Here is a 21,029-nt window from a genome sequence, read left to right as displayed (position 1 = left end):
CCCATGGACCTCTACGACGCCACGATCCCGCCTCTCAAACGCCTGACCGATGCAGTGCAGCGCCTGCTGGCGTGCTTGGACGATCCTGCACAGCTCGAGGCGCGGCTCGCCCCCGACAGCTTCTCCGCGGCCGAGCATTTCTGCGTGGCGCTGGGATATATTGCGCGCACGGTGATGCCGCTGACGGGTGACGAGGTGCCCGAGATGCCGATGGACACCGATCCCGGTGCGATCCTCGCCCTTGCGCACGACATGCGCTTTCTGCTCGACCAGCTTGACCGCGCCGCATTCGACGGAGCCGACGCCCGCGAGATCACCCATGTGGCAGGCGAGGCCGAACTGACCCAGACCGGTCGCGACTACGCGCTGCTTTATGCCCTGCCCAATGCGCAGTTTCACCTGACGCTCGCCTATGCCACGGTGCGGATGGCGGGGGCGAAGGTTGGTAAAGGGGACCTCGACGGTTTTCACCTTTACAGTCCGGGCACCTCATTTGTGTCCGATACGCCCCTGAACTGATTGACTTGAAAGGGTATTCCATGTCCCAACGCCCCGTTTGCCTGATCACAGGCGCCTCTGCCGGGATCGGTGCCGCCTGCGCCCGGCTCGGTGCTGCCGACTATGATTTCGTGCTGGCTTACCGCAGCGATGTGGAGGGCGCCAATGCAGCCAAGGCCGCCGTCGAGGCCGAAGGTGCCACAGCCATCACTGTTCAGGGCGACGTCGCCAATCCGGACGACATCGCACAGATCTTCAAGGCCGCAGATGACGCCTTTGGCCGTCTCGATGTGTTGATCAACAACGCTGGAATCGTGGACCAGACGGCCAAGCTGACCGAGATCAGCCACGCCCGCCTCACCCGGATGATGAACGTGAACGTCATCGGTGCCATGCTGGTCGCGAAAGAGGCAGTGATCCGGATGCAGGCACAAGGCACCGGCGGCGCAATCATCAACATCTCGTCCGCTGCCGCAAGGCTCGGGTCCGGCAATCAGTACGTGGATTATGCAGCTTCCAAGGCTGCCATCGACACCTTCACCAAGGGGCTGTCGGACGAGGTCGCACCCGACGGCATCCGGGTCATGTCGATCCGACCGGGTCTGATCGACACCGAGCTGCACGCCAAGGGTGGTGAACCCGGCCGCGCGCAAAAGCTGGCGCACATGGTGCCGATGCGGCGCGAAGGATCGGCCGAAGAGGTCGCCAAGGCCATTCTCTGGCTGGCCTCCGACGACGCGAGCTACGTGACGGGCTTCACACTCGAGGTGACGGGCGGGCGATGACGCCCTACCGGTATGAGACGACGGGCCGGAACCGAAGGACCCTGGTTGCGTTGATCATCGTCTGGGCATTGATCCTTGGAGCCATTGCACTGCTGGATGCCTCTCTTGTCCTGATGGGCATCATCGCCTTGTGCACGGCACCCGCGCTTTATGACCTTATGGCGGGCCGCAAATCCGGCCTGACACTTGGGCCGGAGAGCCTGGAATGGTTCGCAGGTCGCCGCAGCGGAGAGATTGCGTGGAACAAGATCGACCATATCCGCCTCGACACGCGGCTCGACTTCTCGGTCCGGGCCTCCGCCGTACTGACGTCGGGGCAAAAAATGCGCGTCCCGCTCGAGGCAACGCCGCCAGCCGACGTGTTCGAAGAGGTGCTGACCGACCGCGGGGTGACGGTGAAACGGCACCATTTCTCGCTGCTTGGATGAGGTGGCTTTATGCCCTTGCGGCAGCCCTGTGGCTGACGGCCTGCGCCGTGCAGGACAGTGCCCCACCGAGCGATCCACTGATCTACGATGCGGCTGCCATGGCACGGGCGGACAGCGCAGTGTTGGCTATTCCCGGCGCGATGACATCCATCCGGGTGCTAACGCCGATCGAACGGTTCGCGACACGGGACCGCGCGATTGCCTATTTCCGCCTGCCCGGCTTTGACGAGCGTCCCAGCGCGGAAAGCGTCGATCTGGACCGGGCGGCTGCGCGCATCGCGCGGTTGGTGCAGACGTATGATTTGAAGCGGATCGACATCATTGGCCATTCGACGGGCGCCGTCATCGCGCTTGAAGCGGCCAAAGACATCCGCGCGCTCAGCCCGAACACGGAGGTGCGCGTCAGCGGCATCTCGACCGCCCTGCCCGCCCCACAACCGATCCTTGCTGGCCTGCGCGGCGCGGCAGGAACGGTCGCCGCCGCAACCCGGACGCGCAGCCTGAACCCGCGCAAGGTCTGGCTCGAATACTACCGGCGCCTGGCGTATGGGCCAGATGTGGAGACTGTCCCCGAACGGGCACAGGCGGCGGACGCGCTGGTAGAGGCCAACACGGACCGGATCGAACTGCCGGAAAACGGTCTTTATCGCCGACACACCCGTGACCTGCGTCGCTGGACAAACCCCGACCCGGAAGCGCTGGCCGGTGCACGGATCACCTTTTACCACGGCGCCGTCGACCCGGTCTTTCCGCGGCGCCCGACGCAAAGGTTTGTCGACACGCTGCCCGGGGCCGACATCACCTTCATCGACGGGCACGGCCACCTGATCCTGCTGACGTACCCGCAAGTCTGGGACCTGATCGGCGCGACACTCGACTAAGGCTTCTTCTGGCTGAAAATACTTCGGAGCGCGAGGCAGCGCCTCGCATCACCGCATCTGCGGGACGCAGATGCAAAACATCCCGTGCGCCCCGAAGGGGCGCGCACTTCAGTCAACGGCCGGAAGCGCCGCGGGTCGCGACACCGGTCGCACACTGTCCAGTGGCGCACAATAGCGCTGCCGTTTCAGCCAGCCTGCCATATCCGCCCGTTTCGAAGAGGACCGCAGAGGCCCCCAATCGGCCGCAACACCCTTGCCACCGCGGCCATAGATCACGCCGTCCCGCGGCACCGTCACCGCCATGATGCGAATGGCACAGCTCAAATTCGCGGCCCCGTTTTTCAAGGCCTCACCGGTGCCCACGTTGCAGCCATATCCGCGGGCAGTCGCTGGCAGGATTTGCAAAAGACCATACCATTTGCCGCCGCCGCCAACCGCGCGGGGCTTGTAGGTGCTTTCGTGTTTGGCCAGTGCCGACAGGAAGCCAAGCCAGAAGGCACGGCGCAAAGCATCATCCCCTTGGGCATAGCGTGGGCACCAATCCGCGATGTCAGCAGGTACGAGATCAACCAACGGCCGACCATGTGTCTTGAGTGCCGAGAGCGCTGCGCGGTTCCAAAGAATATGATCAGGTTGATGCGTCCAGCGGGTTCTTGGCACGTCGCCGCTGCGCGCGGGGGGCCGCAAACCGTCATAGGGATCAGGGTGGTGCCCCGCCGAAACCGCCGGAGCGGCCAGCCAAAGAGCGGCAAAAAAAAGAATCCGCAATCCAAACATGGGGCGCACTATGCGAAGCGTCGTCGCTACCGTCCACCCGGCACACAGGCGGATAAGCGCAATCCACTTCACTTTCGGCGACAATATGCGCGCATCGCGCGCATTGTTAAAACCAGCACGTGTAAGTGCGGAAAATGATTCAGCAGTCGGCGCGAACTTGTCCCGGCATTGCCCACTTTGTGTCCAATTTCGCGGGCATCTTACCCTGAGTAAATAGTTGTGGATGTGTAATGATGGCTTTTGCAGAACGCTTGATGGCCCCCTTGGTTCAGTTGCGCGAAAGGATCGCGCGACCGCAATTGATGATGGCGCAGGATGGCGTTCTGCAGATGCCACACGCCGCCCGGCAACCGGCAGAGGCGCCGAAACCGGCCGCCTTGCCGCACCCGGGCGATGTATCCATCCCCTGCCCCGACCCCACCGCCGAAGAGCGCGCCTGCGACATGCACCAGGCACGCGGCTTGAAACTGGCGCGCCTCGACGACTGGGCGCGGCTCAGCGCTGAAATCACCCGTACGAGCAAGGCCCGCCAGAAAACCCTCGGCGGCACACCGGTCGCTGAACTGCTCGCCTACGGAGCACGCTCTGACGTCGTGGGTGCGGCCGAACACGCACTACTTTCCGGTCGTCCCGATCCGAACGCCCCCTTGCTGGACGGAATCGAAGCTCTGGAACAGGTTCTGGCCGAACATTCCGGTGATCCGGTCATCGCGACCATCGTCGCCCATGCGCATATGGATGTCGGTTGGGCCTGGCGCGGCACCGGATGGGATGTCGAGGTGCCGACCCGCAACCGCGAAGCCTTTGCCGCCCATTTCGATCGCGCCGGTGACATCCTCATGGATTTCGACCCCAAGGCAGAGGATTGTCCCCTGCTGGCCGCCGCACATTGCGCCCTGATCACGGGGCGTGGCGGCTCCCCGCGCGAGGTTGTCTCACGCTATGAGACCTGGATCGAACTCGATCCGCAAAACGCCCGGGCCTTCCGCGCAATGGGCACACATCTGCTGCCACGCTGGCATGGCAGCTATGACCGGCTCGAACTCGAGGCACGGCGCGCGGCTGGCCGGACCTATGATCTGTGGGGAACGGGGGCATATGCCTGGGTCATGTTCGACGCCATCGCCCAAGACAGCACTGCCTGCGCACGTCTGGACCTCGACTTCTTCCTTGACGGTCTCACCGACATCCTGAAGCGCACCAACGACCAGCACACGGTCAATCTGCTGGCCGCATACTGCGCAAATACAATGGGCGCGACCCCCACAGGGGATGACGAAACCGACTACATCCGCATCCAGATTGCCGCTGCCGCCGATGAGATCGTGCGCGAATACCTCACCGAACTGCACCCGATGCTGTGGGCCCACGCCGCGCGCGGTTTCGACAACGGCCTGCGCGTCCGTTGCGTCGAAAAATTCGCAGCATCCGGCCAAGCGGATGCGCTGCGTTACCTGAGCCAGCTTTTCCGTCGCGAACTGGCCACCGGCAAGAGCGTGGTATTCACCGAGGAAGGACCGGAACTTCAGTCCATCTGAACCCGACGCGCCGCCCCGGACAAAAGCGCACGGGAGTAGACCTTGTGCGCCGAAAGCAGGCTGTGAAAGACGGGACCAAGCGTCAGCCTGCCCGACTTCGTGCGCTCGGGCACCACAATCGATCCGAACCGCAGGTGACCGGCATCCGCCATCAGCCAGGACATCGTCCGTCCGGAACGGTCCGCCATCAGAAGTTCCCGGTCAGTCCGCCCCTCAACGCCCCAAACAGCAAACCGATCCGACTGCCCCGCCGCCAATGCATGAGCTTCCGCATCGCTCGACGGCTGGCGCGCTGCGATACGCAGGACCAGCCGTTCGGCCTTGAACAGAGGTTGAGTATAGAAAGCGCGGATGAAGGCTTCGAGTATGACGGGCATGGACACCGGCGTTTCGAAACAATCAGTGTAGTGGGCCTCTTTCTTGGCAAAGGGCGCAATCAGGGAACCCGACGGGAGGGGAATTTCATCGATCTTCATATCGCCCAGAATGCACGCAGCGCGCGCGCTGGACAGGTGCTGCATCGTCGCGCCCTCTTGCGAGCGGTGCAGTGGCGCATTACACGGCAAAAAGCCCCATGATCCTGATCCGGTGAGACCATGCTTGACCTGACCTACGACCTGCCGAAACCCAAAACCGTTGCCGGTGCCAAGCACGACTGGGAGCTGGTGATCGGGATGGAAGTGCACGCGCAGGTGTCATCGAATGCAAAGCTGTTTTCCGGCGCCTCGACCCGGTTCGGGGCCGAGCCCAATTCAAACGTCGCCTTCGTGGACGCGGCCATGCCCGGTATGCTGCCGGTCATCAACGAATACTGCGTGGAACAGGCGGTGCGCACGGGGCTGGGTCTGAAGGCCGAGATCAATCTGCAATCGGCCTTTGACCGCAAGAACTATTTCTACCCGGACCTGCCCCAAGGCTACCAGATTTCACAACTGTATCATCCCATCGTGGGCGAAGGCGAAGTGCTTGTAGAACTGGGCGACGGTACCGCACGGTTGGTGCGCATCGAGCGTATCCACATGGAACAAGACGCGGGCAAGTCGATCCACGACATGGACCCCAACATGTCCTTCGTGGATCTGAACCGCACCGGCGTCTGCCTGATGGAAATCGTGTCCCGGCCCGACATTCGGGGACCGGAGGAAGCCGCCGCCTACATCGCCAAGCTGCGTCAGATCATGCGGTACCTGGGCACCTGCGACGGCAACATGCAGAACGGCAACCTGCGTGCAGACGTGAACGTGTCGATCTGCCGCCCCGGCGATTACGAGAAGTACCAGGAAACGCAGGACTTCTCGCATCTCGGCACGCGCTGCGAGATCAAGAACATGAACTCGATGCGCTTCATCCAGCAAGCGATCGATGTCGAGGCGCGGCGCCAGATTGCCATCGTCGAGGCTGGCGGGTCCGTCGATCAGGAGACACGCCTTTATGATCCCGACAAGGGCGAGACCCGTTCGATGCGGTCGAAGGAAGAGGCGCATGACTATCGCTATTTCCCCGATCCCGACCTGCTGCCGCTGGAGATCGAGCAGGCTTGGGTGGATGACATCGCCGCCTCTCTGCCCGAATTGCCGGATGCCAAGAAAGCGCGGTTCATCGGTGATTTCGGTCTGACCGACTACGATGCATCCGTGCTGACCGCAGACGTGGACACCGCCGCCTATTTCGAAGCGGTGGCTGAAGGCCGCGACGGCAAGCAAGCCGCGAACTGGACGATCAACGAGCTGTTCGGGCGCCTAAAGCGGGATGATGACAAGGGCATCACCGAAAGCCCCGTGTCCCCTGCGCAGTTGGGCGGCATCATCGACCTGATCGGCAAGGGCGACATCTCGGGCAAGATCGGCAAGGACCTGTTCGAGATCATCTATACCGAAGGGGGCGATCCTGCCGAGGTGGTCGAGGCGCGTGGCATGAAGCAGGTGACTGACACCGGTGCCATCGAAAAGGCCGTGGACGAGGTGATCGCAGCGAACCCCGCGCAGGTCGAGAAGGCCAAGCAGAACCCCAAACTCGCGGGCTGGTTCGTCGGTCAGGTGATGAAGGCGACGGGCGGCAAGGCCAATCCAAAAGCCGTAAATGAGATTGTTGCAGGGAAACTCGGGCTTTAGCCCCGTTTTCCAGCAACAATCAGTGCGCGGCAGCGTATCCCAGTAGGGATGCGCGAGAGCGGCACCCGGTGGCAATGTCGTGCCCCTTGCGGTGCGCAGTGAATGCGCATCCTACACCAGCAACCGCGAATAATGCATCATACCCGCGCTACAAAGCGCGGTTTCGACCGACGACCACACCTCAAGCTCCACATCTGATGGTGCAATCTGAGCAATCGTGCGGGCACCGTCGACCCGTTCGATCAACTGTGCGGCCTGCGCCGGGATGTCGAAGCTGAACGCCTCGCCCGCTGTGTCGATGGTGATGCCTTTCCCCTTCGCAATGTGAGCGGCAAGTGTCCTGGCCTCCGCGTCGCGCAGGTGAGGAATTGCATCGGGCTGGCCCAAGGGCGGCGCAATCACTGTCCCCTTGGGACGGGCGTAAGCGACGTGTGTCTTGAACGTGCCCCGCAGATCTTCGGCCAATTGCATCCGCGCAATCGGATCGAGGTCGCAAGCAGCATCCAGCAAAGGTGATGGATCATAAAGCATCGGCTCGGGCGATCCGGCATGCTCCAAATCGGCACTATTCAAGGCAGACACCAATTCGGTGATCGTGAACGGTCGATCCTGACTGTGCAGGAGCAGGTCATAGAACCCTGCATCCCCATTCCTGTGATCCACGACGCGCGCGTTCCGCTTGAACGGATGTGCGTCAGGCAGCCGGTCGAAAATGCGTTTCGCTGCCTTGAGTTGCTTTTCGGGTGGCAGATCCCCGAGAAGCGCGTTGAACGCAGTTTGCAACGGGTAGACCCCGGACCTGCCGTGAGGCGCATAGACCATGAGGCCGATACCGCCGTCCGGTTTCAACGCACCTGCCAATGCTTCGAACCCCGCCTGCGGGTCAGGCAGATGGTGCAGCACGCCGCAGCAGTCGATGTAGTCGAACGGTCCGTACGTCCCCGCATCGAGCAATGACCCTGTGACAAAGGTGATGCCCGCCAGCTTTCGCACCTCTGCCCGTTTCTCGGCAATCCTGCGCGACGCCTGCGATAGATCCAGATAGGTGATGTCGTATGGCCGTCCGGCATCAGTCAGTTTTTGTGCAAGCTGGATCAGCGCGTCGCCTGTCCCGCCGCCCGCCACCAGCGCCTTCAGTGGCTGCGACCAGTCGCGCGCACCGCCCCACAGCCAGTGATCCATCTCGACCGGCAGCGACGGCGAACCAGTGACAAGGCGCTTGCGTTCGTCGGTGGGTTTGCGCTCAGGATACGGATACGCCTCGTACTGGGCGTGAACTGTGTCGGTCATGATCTATCCACTTAAATAATGGGGTGACCTTTACCAGCCCCGCGCCTGCGTGCAATCCGAGACATACTAAGAAGAGGAGTTGAGGATGCAGGCGCCGTTTCAATCGACCGTGATGACGGTCAGACCGGAGTGGATCGATTTCAATGGCCACCTGAACATGGCCTATTACGGCGTGCTGTTCGATCTGGGCGCCGACCAGATGTTTGACCACTTCGGCTTTGGCCCAGACTACCAATCGCGCACGGGAAACACGACCTATGCCGCCGAGTTTCACGTTCGCTACGTGCGCGAATTGCATGTGAACGACCCGGTCGTGGTGACGTACCATCTGGTCGATCATGATGAAAAACGGCTGCATTCCTTTCAGGAGCTGCGCCATACCGACGGTTGGCTGGCCGCGACGGGCGAAACGATGACCCTGCATGTGGATCAATCCGGGCCGCGTGTTGCCCCGATGCCCGCGGATGTTCTGGAACGGGTGGCTGCGATTGCAAATGCCCATGCGGCATTGCCCAGACCCGACGCGGTAAATGCAAGCATCGGGATCAGGCGTCGATAGCAACGCCCCTTTTCTTGCGCCGCCCCCGGCGATATACGCGCCGAACGGATGACGAGGGAACGCGACATGTCGGGTTGGGAATACAAGGTCGTGCCTGCCCCCACGAAGGGGCAGAAGGGCAAGGGCATCAAGGGGGCCGAGGCCCGTTTTGCCCACGCGCTCGAAACGCTGATGAACGACATGGGCCGTGAGGGTTGGGAATTCCAGCGCGCCGAAACGCTCCCCTCGATCGAACGGTCCGGGCTGACCGGCACCACGACTGAGTGGCGCAACATGCTGGTGTTCAGACGCAGGCTCAGCGCACCTATGGACGATTTCGAACCTGAGCTGCTGCCCGCGCCAGCCGATGTGCCCGAGGTCGACAACGATGAAAAAGACGTCGCCGATGTGGCGTCTGAAACCGCGCAGGAAGAGGCGGAATTTGTCCCGGGTCCAGGTGCCACTCAAATGGCCCAGGACAACGGTGTTGAAGAGACCAGCCCGGTCTCAGGCATGACCGCCTCGCTCAAGAAGCTGGCAGACTACCGCAAAGGCACAGAAACCAAGGACTAAGGCCTGTCAGACGTCGAGGTCCAGAGCCAGTGCGTGGATCCGCCCAATCAATTCCGGGCCCAAGGCAGCGTGAACTGCGCGATGTCGAGAAAGGCGGTTTTTTCCTTCAAATTCAGCGCTTCGCATCATGACGTTGAAGTGGCTTTGACCCGCCGCAGGTGCGCCAGCGTGACCCGCATGGCTGGCGCTGTCATCCACAACCTCGATTTCGCGCGCGTTGAATGCGGCGCGCAGCTTGTCTTCGATTTCTTGCCGAACGGTCATTTCGACTGACATTTTTTTCGCCCACCCTCTTCAATCTCTGGAACCAGACTCTAAACTTGTGGGCCTGAGTCGGAAAGGACCCCTTCCATGCCTAAGCCTGATCCCTTCGGTTTCGATATGTCCGTATCTTCTGCAAAGAAGAAAAATCCTCGCGGACGCAGGGGTATGTCCGGCGCATCAGAGACCTCGACACGGATCTGCGATCACGAAGGCTGCAACGAGCCGGGCAAGTTCCGCGCACCCAAAGCGCCGGACGTGCTGGATGACTTCTTTTGGTTCTGCCAACAGCACGTACGCGAATACAATCTGAAGTGGAATTTCTTCGACGGCACGACAGAGGCCGAGATCAACGCGCAGCAATCCAAGGACAAGGTCTGGGAACGCCAGACCAAGCCCCTTGGCGATCCGGAAGCGCGTGCATGGGCCCGTCTGGGCATCGAGGACCCGCACCAGGTGCTGGGTAAGAACGCAACCCAGAACCCCGGTCGCGGTGGATCCGCCGCCGCCCGCCGCCTGCCCCCGACCGAGAAGCGCGCCATCGAGATCCTTGATGCCAAAGCAGACGACAGCAAAGCTGACGTGCGCAAGGCCTACAAGAAACTGATCAAGGTGCTGCACCCCGATATGAACGGCGGCGACCGCAGCCAGGAAGAGCAGTTGCAGGAAGTGGTTTGGGCCTGGGATCAGATCAAGGACAGCCGGAACTTCAAGTAAGCGGTGCGCTGCGCAGCCTGCGCATCCAAATCTGTACCGACGTCATCGCAAGCAGCCACGTCACGGCGACAGGCACGCTGGTGCCGAGCCCATCCGCGACGGCAATGAACCCGAGAAACGGGGCCATACCCGCCACGTCCGCCAGGTTTCCACTGGCGCTCGTAGTTGCGGCAAAGGCCAGCGCAATGAATGCCCCGAAACCGGCGCCGAGCACTGTTGCGGCACCGGCCGAGAGCATAGCGATCAAGTGCCCAGCCCACCGGCGCCGCCCAAACCCATCGGCAAGCAGCAGGCCAGCCAGTCCGGCACCCGCTGCGGCAGACACATGAAAGAGCGGTGCATCCGGCAAATGACGCGCCATGTCACCGCCTGCAGCTTGCATCATGACGGCGACACTCAGGCCTGCACACGTTACGGCCAAAGCGCACGCGCGCCGGGTTGAACTGAAAACTGGCATCACTGCTTTCCTCTTCTGGACCGATGCCACATCATGCGCCCGCTATTGTGCACGTGATGTGCAGCAGTCGCGGAGGATTCGCGCAATTAGGGTATGTTAGGTGCCCCCCTTCCCCTTGCCCTTTCCCGCCATATGTTGCACCACGATCACCGCGCCCATCCGGGGCGCGTTTTCTATGTTGAAGGACAATTCGAGATGGCGGACGGCGCGATGGACATCAATGCAAAACCAACCGAGGAGATCTCGGTCCGCGAGGTGTTCGGCATCGACACCGACATGGTGGTCAAAGGCTTTGCAGATCGTTCCGACCGCGTGCCCGACCTCGACAGCACCTATAAATTCGATCCCGACACGACCCTGGCGATCCTTGCAGGCTTTTCCCACAACCGCCGCGTGATGATCCAAGGCTATCACGGGACAGGTAAATCGACCCACATCGAACAGGTCGCGTCGCGCCTGAACTGGCCTGCGGTGCGTGTGAACCTCGACAGCCACATCTCGCGGATCGACCTGATCGGCAAGGATGCCATCAAGTTGAAGGACGGCAAACAAGTCACTGATTTCCAAGAGGGTATCCTGCCGTGGGCCCTGCGCAACCCAACCGCCATCGTATTCGATGAATACGATGCGGGCCGTGCCGACGTCATGTTCGTGATCCAGCGCGTGTTGGAGGTCGACGGCAAGCTGACCCTTCTGGACCAGAACCAGGTCATCAACCCGCACCCCTATTTCCGCATCTTCGCGACGGCGAACACCGTCGGTCTGGGCGATACAACCGGCCTCTACCACGGCACGCAGCAGATCAACCAGGGCCAGATGGACCGTTGGTCACTGGTGGCGACGCTGAACTACCTGTCGATCGACGCCGAGACAGCCATCGTGCTGGCCAAGAACCCGCACTACAACACGGCAGAGGGCCGCAAGACCATCAAGCAGATGGTGACAGTGGCCGACCTGACCCGGACGGCCTTCATGAACGGCGATCTGTCGACGGTGATGTCCCCCCGGACGGTGATCGCATGGGCCCAGAACGCCGAGATTTTCCGTAACGTCGGTTATGCATTCCGCCTTTCGTTCCTGAACAAATGCGATGAACTTGAGCGCCAGACCGTGGCAGAGTTCTACCAGCGTTTGTTCGACGAGGAACTGCCGGAAAGCGCGGCAAGTGTGAGCCTGGGGTGAAGCATAGCGGGTATATACTCGCTGCTCTGATGGCCATGGGCGCAACAAGTGCGCATGGCTTTCCCATGGACAGGCTTGCACTTCAATCAGCTACAGGAGAACCCGACCATCCGTTCGCATTCTATGCGAGGTGCGCCGGGCTTGCGCGGCTTTCATGGAAGTCCAAAGATTCAAGTTTCGCTGAGGTTTTAGCGTTGCCACCCAACCACGCCTTTTTTGCGGCATCCCGAGACGACATCTTCTCTCAACGTGGAAATGACTTTGCGTTCCAAGAAGCTGGACACGACTGGGACAAGACTTGGGCCGACGCACAGACAAATGATGGGCTACTGCCTTTGTGGGCCTTAGCGCTCTCGCTGGGCGTCGATGAAGTGGAAAAGCGAAACGAAGGTATTTATAGTCAAATGCTGGTCCGCGCCAAAGCAGGAAATGCTGACGACGTGACATTTCTATTGGCAGACATATCGACGTGTGTTGACACTGTGAGCAAATGAGCACCCAAAACGACAACCCCGCAGATCCGTTCAAGAAGGCACTGGCCGAGGCCACCAAGGTCATGGCGAATGACCCGGAGTTGAACGTGTCCTACTCCGTCGATCCGGCAGGGGTATCGGGAGATTCCATGCGACTGCCGCAGGTGTCGCGCAGGATGACGCGCGAGGAAGTGCTGCTGGCCCGCGGGACCGCAGACGCACTGGCCCTGCACCGTCGATACCACAATGGGCAGACCCACGCGCGGTACTCGCCTCAGGGCGAGATGGCCCGTGATCTCTATGAGGCCATGGAAACCGCGCGCTGCGAGGCGATGGGTGCGCGTGACATGCCGGGCACGGCCGGAAACATCGACGCCAAGATCGCCAATGAAGCGCTGCGCAAAGGTTATGATCAGTGCAAGCAGGCCTCGGACGTGCCGCTCGCCGCGGCTGCCGGATATCTGGTGCGGCATCTCGCTACGGGACGCGATCTACCGTCGGGCGCCGAGAACGCGATGGAATTGTGGCGCGGGTTTATCGAGGATCAGGCTGGCGGGACCCTCGAAAACCTTGGTGACATTCTGGACGACCAAGCCGCCTTTGCGAAGTTCGCCCGTCAGGTGATCACCGATCTCGGCTATGGCGATCAGTTGGGCGATGATCCCGACCAGCTGGACGAGGATATGGAAGACGAGGCCGAGGAAGGCCAGGAAGAGGATCAGGAACCCGACAGCACCGGACAGGATGATCAGGACGAGGAAAACGCCGAAGGCACGCCCGAATCCTCGCAGGACGAAACGCAGGATGCGTCCGAAGCCCAGGTATCCATGGACGACATGGCGGATCAAGAGCTGGGCGAAGAGGCGGAGATGCCCGAGGGTGAGGCGCCGCTCGAACCCCCTGCCCCGCAGCCTGTGTCCGAGGCTGATCCGGACTACCAAGTTTATCTCGACGCCCACGACGAAGAGATCGGGGCCGAGGATCTGGCCGAGCCAGTCGAGTTGGAACGCCTGCGCGCCTATCTGGATCAGCAATTGGAGCCGTTGAAGGGTGCCGTGTCGCGCCTTGCCAACAAGTTGCAACGCCGGTTGCAGGCACAACAGAACCGGTCATGGGAATTTGACCGGGAGGAAGGGATGCTGGATGCGGGCCGTCTCGCCCGTGTGGTGGCGAACCCGACGACGCCGCTGTCCTTCAAGGTCGAGAAAGACACAGAATTCCGCGATACAGTCGTGACGCTGCTTTTGGACAACTCCGGCTCCATGCGGGGGCGGCCGATTTCCATTGCCGCCATCTGCGCAGACGTTCTGGCGCGCACCTTGGAACGCTGCAACGTGAAGGTCGAAATTCTCGGCTTCACCACCCGCGCATGGAAAGGCGGCCTTGCCCGCGAGGCGTGGCTCAATGATGGCCGACCGAGCCAACCCGGACGCCTCAACGATCTGCGCCACATCATCTACAAGTCCGCCGACGCGCCCTGGCGCCGGACGCGGCCCAATCTCGGCCTGATGATGAAGGAAGGGCTGCTTAAGGAAAACATCGATGGCGAGGCGCTGGAATGGGCGCACCGCCGCATGGTCTCGCGTCCAGAGGCGCGCAAGATCCTGATGGTGATCTCGGATGGCGCGCCGGTGGACGATTCCACCCTGTCCGTAAATCCTGCAAACTACCTCGAAAAGCATCTGCGCGATGTGATTGCGATGGTCGAACGCAAACGGGCTGTTGAGCTGCTGGCCATCGGGATCGGGCATGACGTCACCCGCTACTACGACCGCGCCGTGACGATTACGGATGTGGAGCAATTGGCGGGTGCCATGACCGAGCAATTGGCGGCGCTCTTTGACAGCGATCCGCGGGCACGGGCGCGCGTTATGGGAATGAAGCGCGCGAGTTGAGAGCGGCCCTTCGGGGAGAGTTTATTTGGCAAGATGAAGGTGGATCATGTTCCAGAGCTTTGAGGTCACAGCACGTCCAGAGCAAGGTCCACCGCGATTGAAGGCGCTTCGCGCCGAACTGAAAGCCGAGGGGCTGGATGGGTTCCTCGTCCCGCGCGCGGATGCGCATCAGGGCGAGTATGTCTCGGCCCGCGATGAGCGGTTGGCGTGGTTGACCGGCTTTACCGGCTCTGCCGGATTTTGTGCGGCACTTCTGGATGTCGCCGGAGTGTTCATCGACGGGCGCTACCGCACGCAGGTGAAGGCGCAGGTGGCCCCTGACTACACACCCGTGCCGTGGCCTGAAACATCGCTCGCTGATTGGCTGAAGGAGCAGTTGCCAGAGGGCGGCAAGGTCGGCTTTGATCCTTGGTTGCATACGCCCAGCCAGATTGCGCAAGCAGAGGATGGGTTGAAGGGCACGGGGATCGCATTGATCCAGTGCGACAACGTGGTGGACCGTATCTGGGACGATCAACCTGGACCAGCCGCCGAGATGGCGAAGGTCCATCCACTAGAGTTTGCCGGCGAAAGCCACGAAGACAAGCGCGCACGTCTGGCGCAAGCCTTAACCGAGTCCGGGGCAGCATCCGCAGTGATCACCCTGCCAGACAGCCTGTGCTGGCTTTTGAACATCCGCGGCTCTGACATTCCGCGCAATCCGATTGCGCAGGGCTTTGCGATTCTTCATGCCTCGGGCGCCGTGGACCTTTTCATGGATGCGGCAAAGCTGGTCGAGGTGCGGGATCATCTGGGCAACGAGGTTACCTGCTTTGCACCCGACGCCTTTCTCGGCGCGCTTGAAGCACTCGAAGAGCCGGTTCGTTTGGAAAAATCCTCGGTCCCCGTGATCGTCGCCGACGCCATCGGCGACCGGGTGCAGTGGGGTGACGACCCCTGCGCGCTGCCCAAGGCGTGCAAGAACGCAGCCGAAATCGCAGGAAGTGCCGAAGCGCATCTGCGCGATGGTGCCGCCGTGGTCGAATTGCTCGCGTGGCTCGATGCCCAAAAGCCTGGAAGCCTGCGCGAAACGCAGGTTGTCACCCAACTGGAACAGTATCGCCGCCGCGACAACGCCCTTCAGGACATCAGCTTCGAGACCATTGCAGGCACCGGCCCCAACGGCGCCATCATGCACTACCGCGTGACAGAAGAAACCGACAGCACGCTCGAAGACGGCCACCTGATCGTGCTCGACAGCGGCGGGCAGTATCTCGACGGCACCACCGACATCACCCGCACGATCCCCATCGGCACGCCGCCCGAGGAAGCGCGCGCCGCGTTTACGCGCGTGTTGATGGGCATGATCGGCATGTCCCGCCTGATTTGGCCCAAGGGTCTCGCAGGTCGTGACATCGAAGCCATTGGTCGCGCGCCTCTCTGGTATGCGCATCAGGACTTTGACCACGGGCTCGGCCACGGCGTGGGCGCCTACCTGTCCGTGCACGAGGGACCGCAACGGCTGAGCCGTGTCAGCACTGTGCCATTTGAACCGGGCATGATCCTGTCCAACGAACCGGGCTACTATCGCGAGGGCGGCTTCGGCATCCGCATCGAGAACCTGATCGTGGTGGAACAGGCCGAGTGCCCCCCCGGCGGCGATGCCCATCGCGAGATGCTGTCCTGGCGCACGTTGACCTTTGCGCCGATCGACAGACGCCTGATCGTCGTGGACATGCTGGATGCGCCGTCGCGTACATGGCTCAACGCCTATCACGCGGAAACGCTTGAGAAAATTGGGCCGCGTGTCTCGGACGAGGCGCGCGCGTGGTTGGAGCAGGCCTGCGCCCCGCTCTAGCACTGGCACGGGTGTCATTCATCTGTTACACCGGCGCTTCATCACGACGAAAATGCAATGAGAAGGAGGCTCAGGCATGGCTGATCATATCACGATCCGCAAGGCACCCGGCACATGGACCGTGCGCGCAGGTGGGGCCGTTCTGGGCGAAAGCAGCGCGGCACTTGAGCTGAGCGAAGGTGACTACCCCGCGGTCATCTACTTCCCGCGCGAGGACATCGCGATGGCCTTCCTCGACCGTACGGACAAAACCAGCCACTGCCCACACAAGGGCGATGCGAACTACTATTCCGTGGTGACCAAATCGCAGACCCTGTCAAACGCAGTCTGGACCTATGAAGACCCAATGGACGGCGTCGCCCGCATCAAGGACCACCTGGCCTTCTACACGAACAACGGAGTCACCGTCGAAGAAATCTAGCTGTGCTCTTCGGCTGCCGTCGCGGCCAATGCGCGGTTGTACGCTTTCAACGCATCCACATGAAACAGGGCACCCTGTAGCTCGGGCGCGGCGTTCTCACCGGTGAGTGTGACCACCGGAATGAACCGCACCATGGTCCGGTCAAAGATGGGCATTGCCGCCTCCAACGTGGCGTTTTGGTCCACATAGATGCCTTCGCCAATCATCTCCCAACAGCGCGCCTCATCAGCGGCACGGGCATCGTCCGGTTTGCGCATGACCGATCCCACGCGAAACATGGCCAGCAGATAGGCTTGCGGCCCGGCGGCAAGGTGAACGCCGCGCCGTTCAAGCTGGGTGAGGAAGAAGGAGCGGTCGACAAGGCGCGAGGACAGCGCCGTGGACATCGACACGGCCACCATCACCGCCAGACCGGTCTGCCAGTCTCCGGTCAGTTCAAAGACAATGAGCGTTGTGGAAATAGGCGCGCCGAGCACGGCAGCAGCAACCGCCCCCATCCCTGCGAGCGCGTAGAGCGTTACGGAACCGGAGACATCCGGGAAGATGCCAGTCGCCACTAGGCCAAACCCCAGCCCGGTCAGCGCCCCGATCATCAGCGACGGTGAAAACACCCCGCCGCCCATGCGCCCCGCCATGGTGATCGCCACGGCGGCAGTCTTCATGATGATGAACACCACGACCTCGTTCAGCGCCAATTGCCCGGTCAGCGCCAGCGAGGTGGTTTCATACCCCACGCCGATGATGTGCGGATAGAAGATCGCCATGGCACCCAGCAGCGCGCCAGCCACGGCCGGACGCAGCCAGCGGGGCATACCGGTGCGGGTCTGAAACGCCGTGCCCAAATCGTCCGTCCAGAAGATCGCGCGCATCAGCACGACGGCCACAAGCCCGCAGAGAAGCCCGAGGATCAGGAAGGCAGGCAGTTCCTGGTAGAACACCAGCTCGTTGGTATCGGGCGCCATGAACTCGGTGACATCCCCGAACTCGAGCCGGTTGATGACGGTCCCCGCGACACTTGCGATGACGATTGGGGCAAATGCATGGACAGCGAAATGGCGCAGTACGACTTCAAGGGCAAAGAGCGCACCTGCAATGGGCGCGTTGAAGCTGGCGGACACTGCAGCGGCCACTGCGCAGCCCAGAAGGTCACGACCTGTGACCCCATCGGCCTTGATCCAGCGGCACACCTTGGTCGAGATGACGGCGGCCATGTGCACAACTGGCCCCTCCCGCCCCGTGGAGCCACCCGTCGACAGGGTGATGAAGCTTGCAAATGCAGATGCGACCCCGGCCCGCGTACCCACGCGCCCGTCGCGCAGGGCCGCACCTTCGATCACGTCAGCCACACTGCGGGCGACGCCATCCTTGGTGAAGTTGTGCAGGATCAGGCCTGTAACAAGGCCGCCGACGATCGGGATGACCAGTATCCAATACCATGGCAAAGAAGACGCGAAGGTGTGCAGGTATTGCACGTCTTCGGTGCCATAGAGAAAGGCCTGCAGCGCCTCGATCCCCTTGCGAAAGAACAGCGCGGCAAAGCCTGCTGCGATACCGATGGCAAGGGCGATGAACCAGAATTGCAGCTGGTTCGGTCCGCGATGCCGCAGCACATGCCAGCCGTCCTTGCACGCGGTGACCGCGAGGGCGAGTTGCTGGGACAGAATGGATCGGTCGGGGGCGGACATGGGGCCGGGCTGCAAAAACTGTGGCTACTCAAGGGTTACGCCGATTGCTGCGGTCGCGAAAGCCCCCGCGATGTCACAGAGCCGCGATTGTGGCCCGATGGCAAGGCTTTAGCCGCTTAACAATGCACGGGCCGCGCCGCGCGCCTCATCCGTGATGGTGTCGCCCGCAAGCATCCGGGCGATCTCATCCACCCGCTCCGGCGCGGCAAGCGGCACGACCTGAGAGGTGGTCATGCCCTTCGCCACCTTTTTTTCCACGCGCCAATGATGCGCACCAAGGGCGGCCACTTGCGGCGAGTGGGTCACGACCAGCACCTGCCCCGTTTCGGCAATCTGGCTAAGGCGCCGCCCAACCGCGTCGGCGGTGGCACCACCCACGCCCCGGTCGATCTCATCAAAGATCATGGTCAGGCCCGATTGTTCCCGCGTCAGGCACACTTTGAGGGCCAGCAGAAAGCGGCTGAGTTCGCCACCCGATGCAATCTTGTTCAACGGCCCAGCAGGTGCGCCGGGATTCGTCGCTACAGTAAAGGCCACGGCATCGCGACCCTCCGGCCCCGGCTCTTCATCTGTGATCTGGGTTTCAAAAACGGCCCGCTCCATCTTGAGCGGTGCAAGCTCTGCCATCACGGCCTTGTCGAGCGCCTTGGCCGACTTGCGGCGGGCTGCGCCGAGCTTGTCTGCCGCCGCGTCATATGCGGTTTGCGCTGTATCCAACTCCGACCGCAAACGGCCAAGGTCGGCATCCCCCGCATCCAGCGCGGATAGCTTTTTGCGCAGATCATCCGCAAAACGCGCCAACTCGTCCGGGATCACATCATGCTTGCGGGCCAGCCCACGAATGGCAAACAGCCGCTCCTCGGTGTCTTCCAGCTCAGACGGGTTGAATGTCAGGGTTTCCAGCGCCGCAACGATGCCATCTGTCGCCTCATCCAACTCGACCATCGCCCGTGACAGCGCAGCCAGCGGCGCATCAAGCTGCCCCTCTGCACTGTCAGCGACACCATCGAGCCAACGGACAGCGTCAGTCACCGCTCCTTCGGCCCCGTCGTGGCCAAGGACCTGATGGGCACGCTGCACATCCTCACGAATACGTTCTGCCCCCTGCATCAGACGGCGCTTGGTGTCGAGTTCAGCTTCTTCACCCGGCTGCGGGTCAAGCGCGTCCAACTCGGCCACAGCGTGCCGCAGGAAATCCTCTTCCTCGCGAATGGCCGCCATCGCCGCCTCTGCCTCGGCCAGCGCCTTTTTCGCCTGTCCAACGGCGCGCCATGCCTTGCGCGTCTTGTCCCGCGCGCCCTCCAACCCCGCAAAGTCGTCAAGGATCATGCGATGCCCACGCGGGTTCAAAAGGCCCCGGTCATCATGCTGCCCATGTAATTCGATCAGAGTATCGGACAGTGCCCGCAACACCTCGCCCGAGCAGCGACGGTCATTGACCCAGGCCGTCTTGCGACCGTCAGCGGTGTTTACACGACGCAGGATCAACTCGTCGTCCACGGGCAAGCCCACCTCGTCCAGCACCGCGCGAGCGGGGTGCTCATCGGCCAGGTCGAACCACGCCGTCACCTCACCCTGCGCAGCACCCTGCCGGACCAGATCGGCACGCCCGCGCCACCCCAGCACAAAGCCCAGACTGTCCAGAAGGATCGACTTGCCTGCCCCCGTTTCACCTGTCAGCACGTTTAGGCCCGGCTGGAACTGTAGTTCCAGCCGGTCAATGATCAGCATGTCGGATATGTCCAACCCGCGCAGCATCAGCAGACCCCGGTGATGCGCGGCGCGCCGCGCCTCTTGATCAGAGCCACCGGCCCTTGATCATCTGACGATAGATCTCGGACAGCCAATTGTTGCCGCGGGCATTCGGCTCCAGCCCCTGCCCGGTCAGCAGGTTGAAACTGTCCTGATACCACTCGGTGGACTGATAGTTGTAGCCCAGGATCGCACCAGCCGTCTGTGCCTCGTCCGTGAGGCCGAGCGAAAGGTAGGCTTCGACCAGACGGTGCAGCGCCTCGGGCGTATGCGTGGTGGTCTGGAAATCCTCAACCACGACGCGGAAGCGATTGATGGCAGCGGCAAAATTGTCGCGGCGCAGATAGAACCGACCGATCTCCATCTCCTTGCCCGCAAGGTGGTCAAAGGCAAGATCGAATTTCAGGACGGAGGATTTGGCGTATTCGCTGTCAGGGTAGCGCTCGATCACCTCGCGCAGCGATTGCAGCGCCTGGAAGGTCAGGCCCTGATCGCGCCCCACCTCATCGATCTGATCATAGTAGCTCAGCGCCAGCAGATACTGGGCATAAGCCGCATCATCGTCATCGGGATAGAAGTCAATGAAGCGTTGCGCGGACGAACGGCTGTTGGGGTAGTCCTTGTCCCGGTGGTAGGCAAAGGCCTGCATGATCAGTGCGCGGCGCGCCCAATCAGAGTAAGGATAAAGCCGCTCGATCTCACCAAAGTAGAAGGCCGCGTCGGTCAGGTCCCCCTGCTCCAACTCGAACTCACCGCGTTCAAAGATCTGCTCAGCCGAGAAGCTCTCGAGCGGGACTTCCTGACGGTTGAAGAACCCGCCTGTGGTCGGACGCCCATTGTCGCCGCCGCACGCCGCCAAAAGCGCTGCCATGGTTGTCACTGCCGCAAGACGCGCGATGGAATTTCCGCGGATCATCCCTTGCCACCCCC

General features: G+C 62.0%; 22 protein-coding genes. 14 read left to right on the top strand and 8 right to left on the bottom strand.

What is annotated here, in order from left to right:
* Positions 1-3: 3 nt before the first annotated feature.
* Genes KUV51_RS04090 through KUV51_RS04075 form a run of 4 tightly spaced genes read left to right on the top strand, consistent with a single transcriptional unit; the run spans position 4 to position 2,592 of the window.
* Positions 4-519 (top strand): DUF1993 family protein, encoded by a 516-nt coding sequence (locus KUV51_RS04090; protein WP_222520318.1) that lies wholly within the window; start codon positions 4-6, stop codon positions 517-519.
* A 20-nt stretch (positions 520-539) separates the two neighbouring features.
* Positions 540-1,283, top strand: a complete 744-nt coding sequence (locus tag KUV51_RS04085) for an SDR family oxidoreductase (protein WP_222520317.1) — start codon at positions 540-542, stop codon at positions 1,281-1,283.
* A complete protein-coding gene (locus KUV51_RS04080) occupies positions 1,280-1,711 on the top strand; it encodes a hypothetical protein (protein ID WP_261385637.1) in 432 nt (143 codons plus the stop codon). The genes KUV51_RS04085 and KUV51_RS04080 overlap by 4 nt, the downstream gene beginning before the upstream one ends.
* The gene (locus KUV51_RS04075) at positions 1,708-2,592 is read left to right on the top strand and encodes an alpha/beta fold hydrolase (RefSeq protein ID WP_222520316.1); all 885 of its coding nucleotides are present in this window, start codon (positions 1,708-1,710) and stop codon (positions 2,590-2,592) included. Before KUV51_RS04080 ends, KUV51_RS04075 begins: the two co-directional genes overlap by 4 nt.
* 108 nt (positions 2,593-2,700) lie before the next feature.
* Here KUV51_RS04075 and KUV51_RS04070 read toward each other — a convergent pair whose 3' ends face one another.
* Positions 2,701-3,369: a transglycosylase SLT domain-containing protein gene (locus KUV51_RS04070; RefSeq protein WP_222520315.1), complete on the bottom strand. Its 669-nt coding sequence runs from the start codon at positions 3,367-3,369 to the stop codon at positions 2,701-2,703.
* 230 nt (positions 3,370-3,599) lie between these two features.
* On the opposite strand from KUV51_RS04070, the gene KUV51_RS04065 reads away from it, so the two are divergent.
* Complete coding sequence (locus KUV51_RS04065; RefSeq protein ID WP_261385636.1) at positions 3,600-4,907, top strand: hypothetical protein; 1,308 nt, start codon at positions 3,600-3,602, stop codon at positions 4,905-4,907.
* Here KUV51_RS04065 and KUV51_RS04060 read toward each other — a convergent pair.
* On the bottom strand, positions 4,895-5,428 hold the full coding sequence (locus KUV51_RS04060) for a DUF2867 domain-containing protein (protein ID WP_222520314.1): 534 nt from the start codon (positions 5,426-5,428) through the stop codon (positions 4,895-4,897). The genes KUV51_RS04065 and KUV51_RS04060 overlap by 13 nt on opposite strands.
* Before the next feature lie 75 nt (positions 5,429-5,503).
* On the opposite strand from KUV51_RS04060, the gene gatB reads away from it, so the two are divergent.
* Positions 5,504-7,018: an Asp-tRNA(Asn)/Glu-tRNA(Gln) amidotransferase subunit GatB gene (gene gatB, locus KUV51_RS04055; protein WP_222520313.1), complete on the top strand. Its 1,515-nt coding sequence runs from the start codon at positions 5,504-5,506 to the stop codon at positions 7,016-7,018.
* Between the two features lie 111 nt (positions 7,019-7,129).
* Here gatB and KUV51_RS04050 read toward each other — a convergent pair whose 3' ends face one another.
* Positions 7,130-8,308, bottom strand: coding sequence for a class I SAM-dependent methyltransferase (locus KUV51_RS04050; RefSeq protein WP_222520312.1), 1,179 nt, complete (start codon positions 8,306-8,308; stop codon positions 7,130-7,132).
* 85 nt (positions 8,309-8,393) lie between these two features.
* Here KUV51_RS04050 and KUV51_RS04045 point away from each other — a divergent pair, with 85 nt between their 5' ends.
* The gene (locus KUV51_RS04045; RefSeq protein WP_222520311.1) at positions 8,394-8,867 is read left to right on the top strand and encodes a thioesterase family protein; all 474 of its coding nucleotides are present in this window, start codon (positions 8,394-8,396) and stop codon (positions 8,865-8,867) included.
* Between the two features lie 66 nt (positions 8,868-8,933).
* Complete coding sequence (locus KUV51_RS04040; protein WP_222520310.1) at positions 8,934-9,419, top strand: DUF4177 domain-containing protein; 486 nt, start codon at positions 8,934-8,936, stop codon at positions 9,417-9,419.
* Between the two features lie 6 nt (positions 9,420-9,425).
* Here the strand turns inward: KUV51_RS04040 and KUV51_RS04035 are convergent, their stop codons facing one another.
* Positions 9,426-9,683, bottom strand: a complete 258-nt coding sequence (locus KUV51_RS04035) for a BolA family protein (protein WP_222520309.1) — start codon at positions 9,681-9,683, stop codon at positions 9,426-9,428.
* Positions 9,684-9,770: 87 nt separating this feature from the next.
* Here KUV51_RS04035 and KUV51_RS04030 point away from each other — a divergent pair, with 87 nt between their 5' ends.
* Positions 9,771-10,397, top strand: coding sequence for a J domain-containing protein (locus KUV51_RS04030; RefSeq protein WP_222520308.1), 627 nt, complete (start codon positions 9,771-9,773; stop codon positions 10,395-10,397).
* Here the strand turns inward: KUV51_RS04030 and KUV51_RS04025 are convergent.
* On the bottom strand, positions 10,390-10,782 hold the full coding sequence (locus KUV51_RS04025; protein WP_222520307.1) for a hypothetical protein: 393 nt from the start codon (positions 10,780-10,782) through the stop codon (positions 10,390-10,392). The two genes, KUV51_RS04030 and KUV51_RS04025, sit on opposite strands and share 8 nt — an antisense overlap.
* Positions 10,783-11,049: 267 nt before the next feature.
* On the opposite strand from KUV51_RS04025, the gene cobS reads away from it, so the two are divergent.
* The 5 genes from cobS to KUV51_RS04000 all read left to right on the top strand — a co-directional run bounded on the left by cobS (position 11,050) and on the right by KUV51_RS04000 (position 16,662).
* Positions 11,050-12,036, top strand: a complete 987-nt coding sequence (gene cobS, locus KUV51_RS04020; RefSeq protein ID WP_222520306.1) for a cobaltochelatase subunit CobS — start codon at positions 11,050-11,052, stop codon at positions 12,034-12,036.
* Between the two features lie 65 nt (positions 12,037-12,101).
* Positions 12,102-12,530, top strand: a complete 429-nt coding sequence (locus tag KUV51_RS04015; protein ID WP_222520305.1) for a hypothetical protein — start codon at positions 12,102-12,104, stop codon at positions 12,528-12,530.
* Entirely contained in the window at positions 12,527-14,404 is a 1,878-nt protein-coding gene (cobT, locus tag KUV51_RS04010) for a cobaltochelatase subunit CobT (RefSeq protein ID WP_222520304.1), read from the top strand. Before KUV51_RS04015 ends, cobT begins: the two co-directional genes overlap by 4 nt.
* Positions 14,405-14,450: 46 nt before the next feature.
* Complete coding sequence (locus KUV51_RS04005) at positions 14,451-16,241, top strand: aminopeptidase P family protein (protein ID WP_222520303.1); 1,791 nt, start codon at positions 14,451-14,453, stop codon at positions 16,239-16,241.
* 76 nt (positions 16,242-16,317) lie between these two features.
* Positions 16,318-16,662, top strand: a complete 345-nt coding sequence (locus tag KUV51_RS04000) for a DUF427 domain-containing protein (RefSeq protein ID WP_222520302.1) — start codon at positions 16,318-16,320, stop codon at positions 16,660-16,662.
* Here the strand turns inward: KUV51_RS04000 and KUV51_RS03995 are convergent.
* The 3 genes from KUV51_RS03995 to KUV51_RS03985 form a co-directional block, all read right to left on the bottom strand.
* Positions 16,659-18,347: a chloride channel protein gene (locus KUV51_RS03995; RefSeq protein ID WP_222520301.1), complete on the bottom strand. Its 1,689-nt coding sequence runs from the start codon at positions 18,345-18,347 to the stop codon at positions 16,659-16,661. The two genes, KUV51_RS04000 and KUV51_RS03995, sit on opposite strands and share 4 nt — an antisense overlap.
* Before the next feature lie 108 nt (positions 18,348-18,455).
* Complete coding sequence (recN, locus tag KUV51_RS03990; protein WP_222520300.1) at positions 18,456-20,105, bottom strand: DNA repair protein RecN; 1,650 nt, start codon at positions 20,103-20,105, stop codon at positions 18,456-18,458.
* A gap of 40 nt (positions 20,106-20,145) precedes the next feature.
* Positions 20,146-21,015, bottom strand: coding sequence for an outer membrane protein assembly factor BamD (locus KUV51_RS03985; protein ID WP_222520299.1), 870 nt, complete (start codon positions 21,013-21,015; stop codon positions 20,146-20,148).
* Between the last annotated feature and the right edge of the window lie 14 nt (positions 21,016-21,029).

The organism is Tateyamaria omphalii, from assembly GCF_019802125.1.
Lineage (GTDB): Bacteria > Pseudomonadota > Alphaproteobacteria > Rhodobacterales > Rhodobacteraceae > Tateyamaria > Tateyamaria omphalii_B.
Note: the sequence above shows the minus strand (reverse complement) of the source record. Positions and strands in the feature narration are given on the sequence as shown.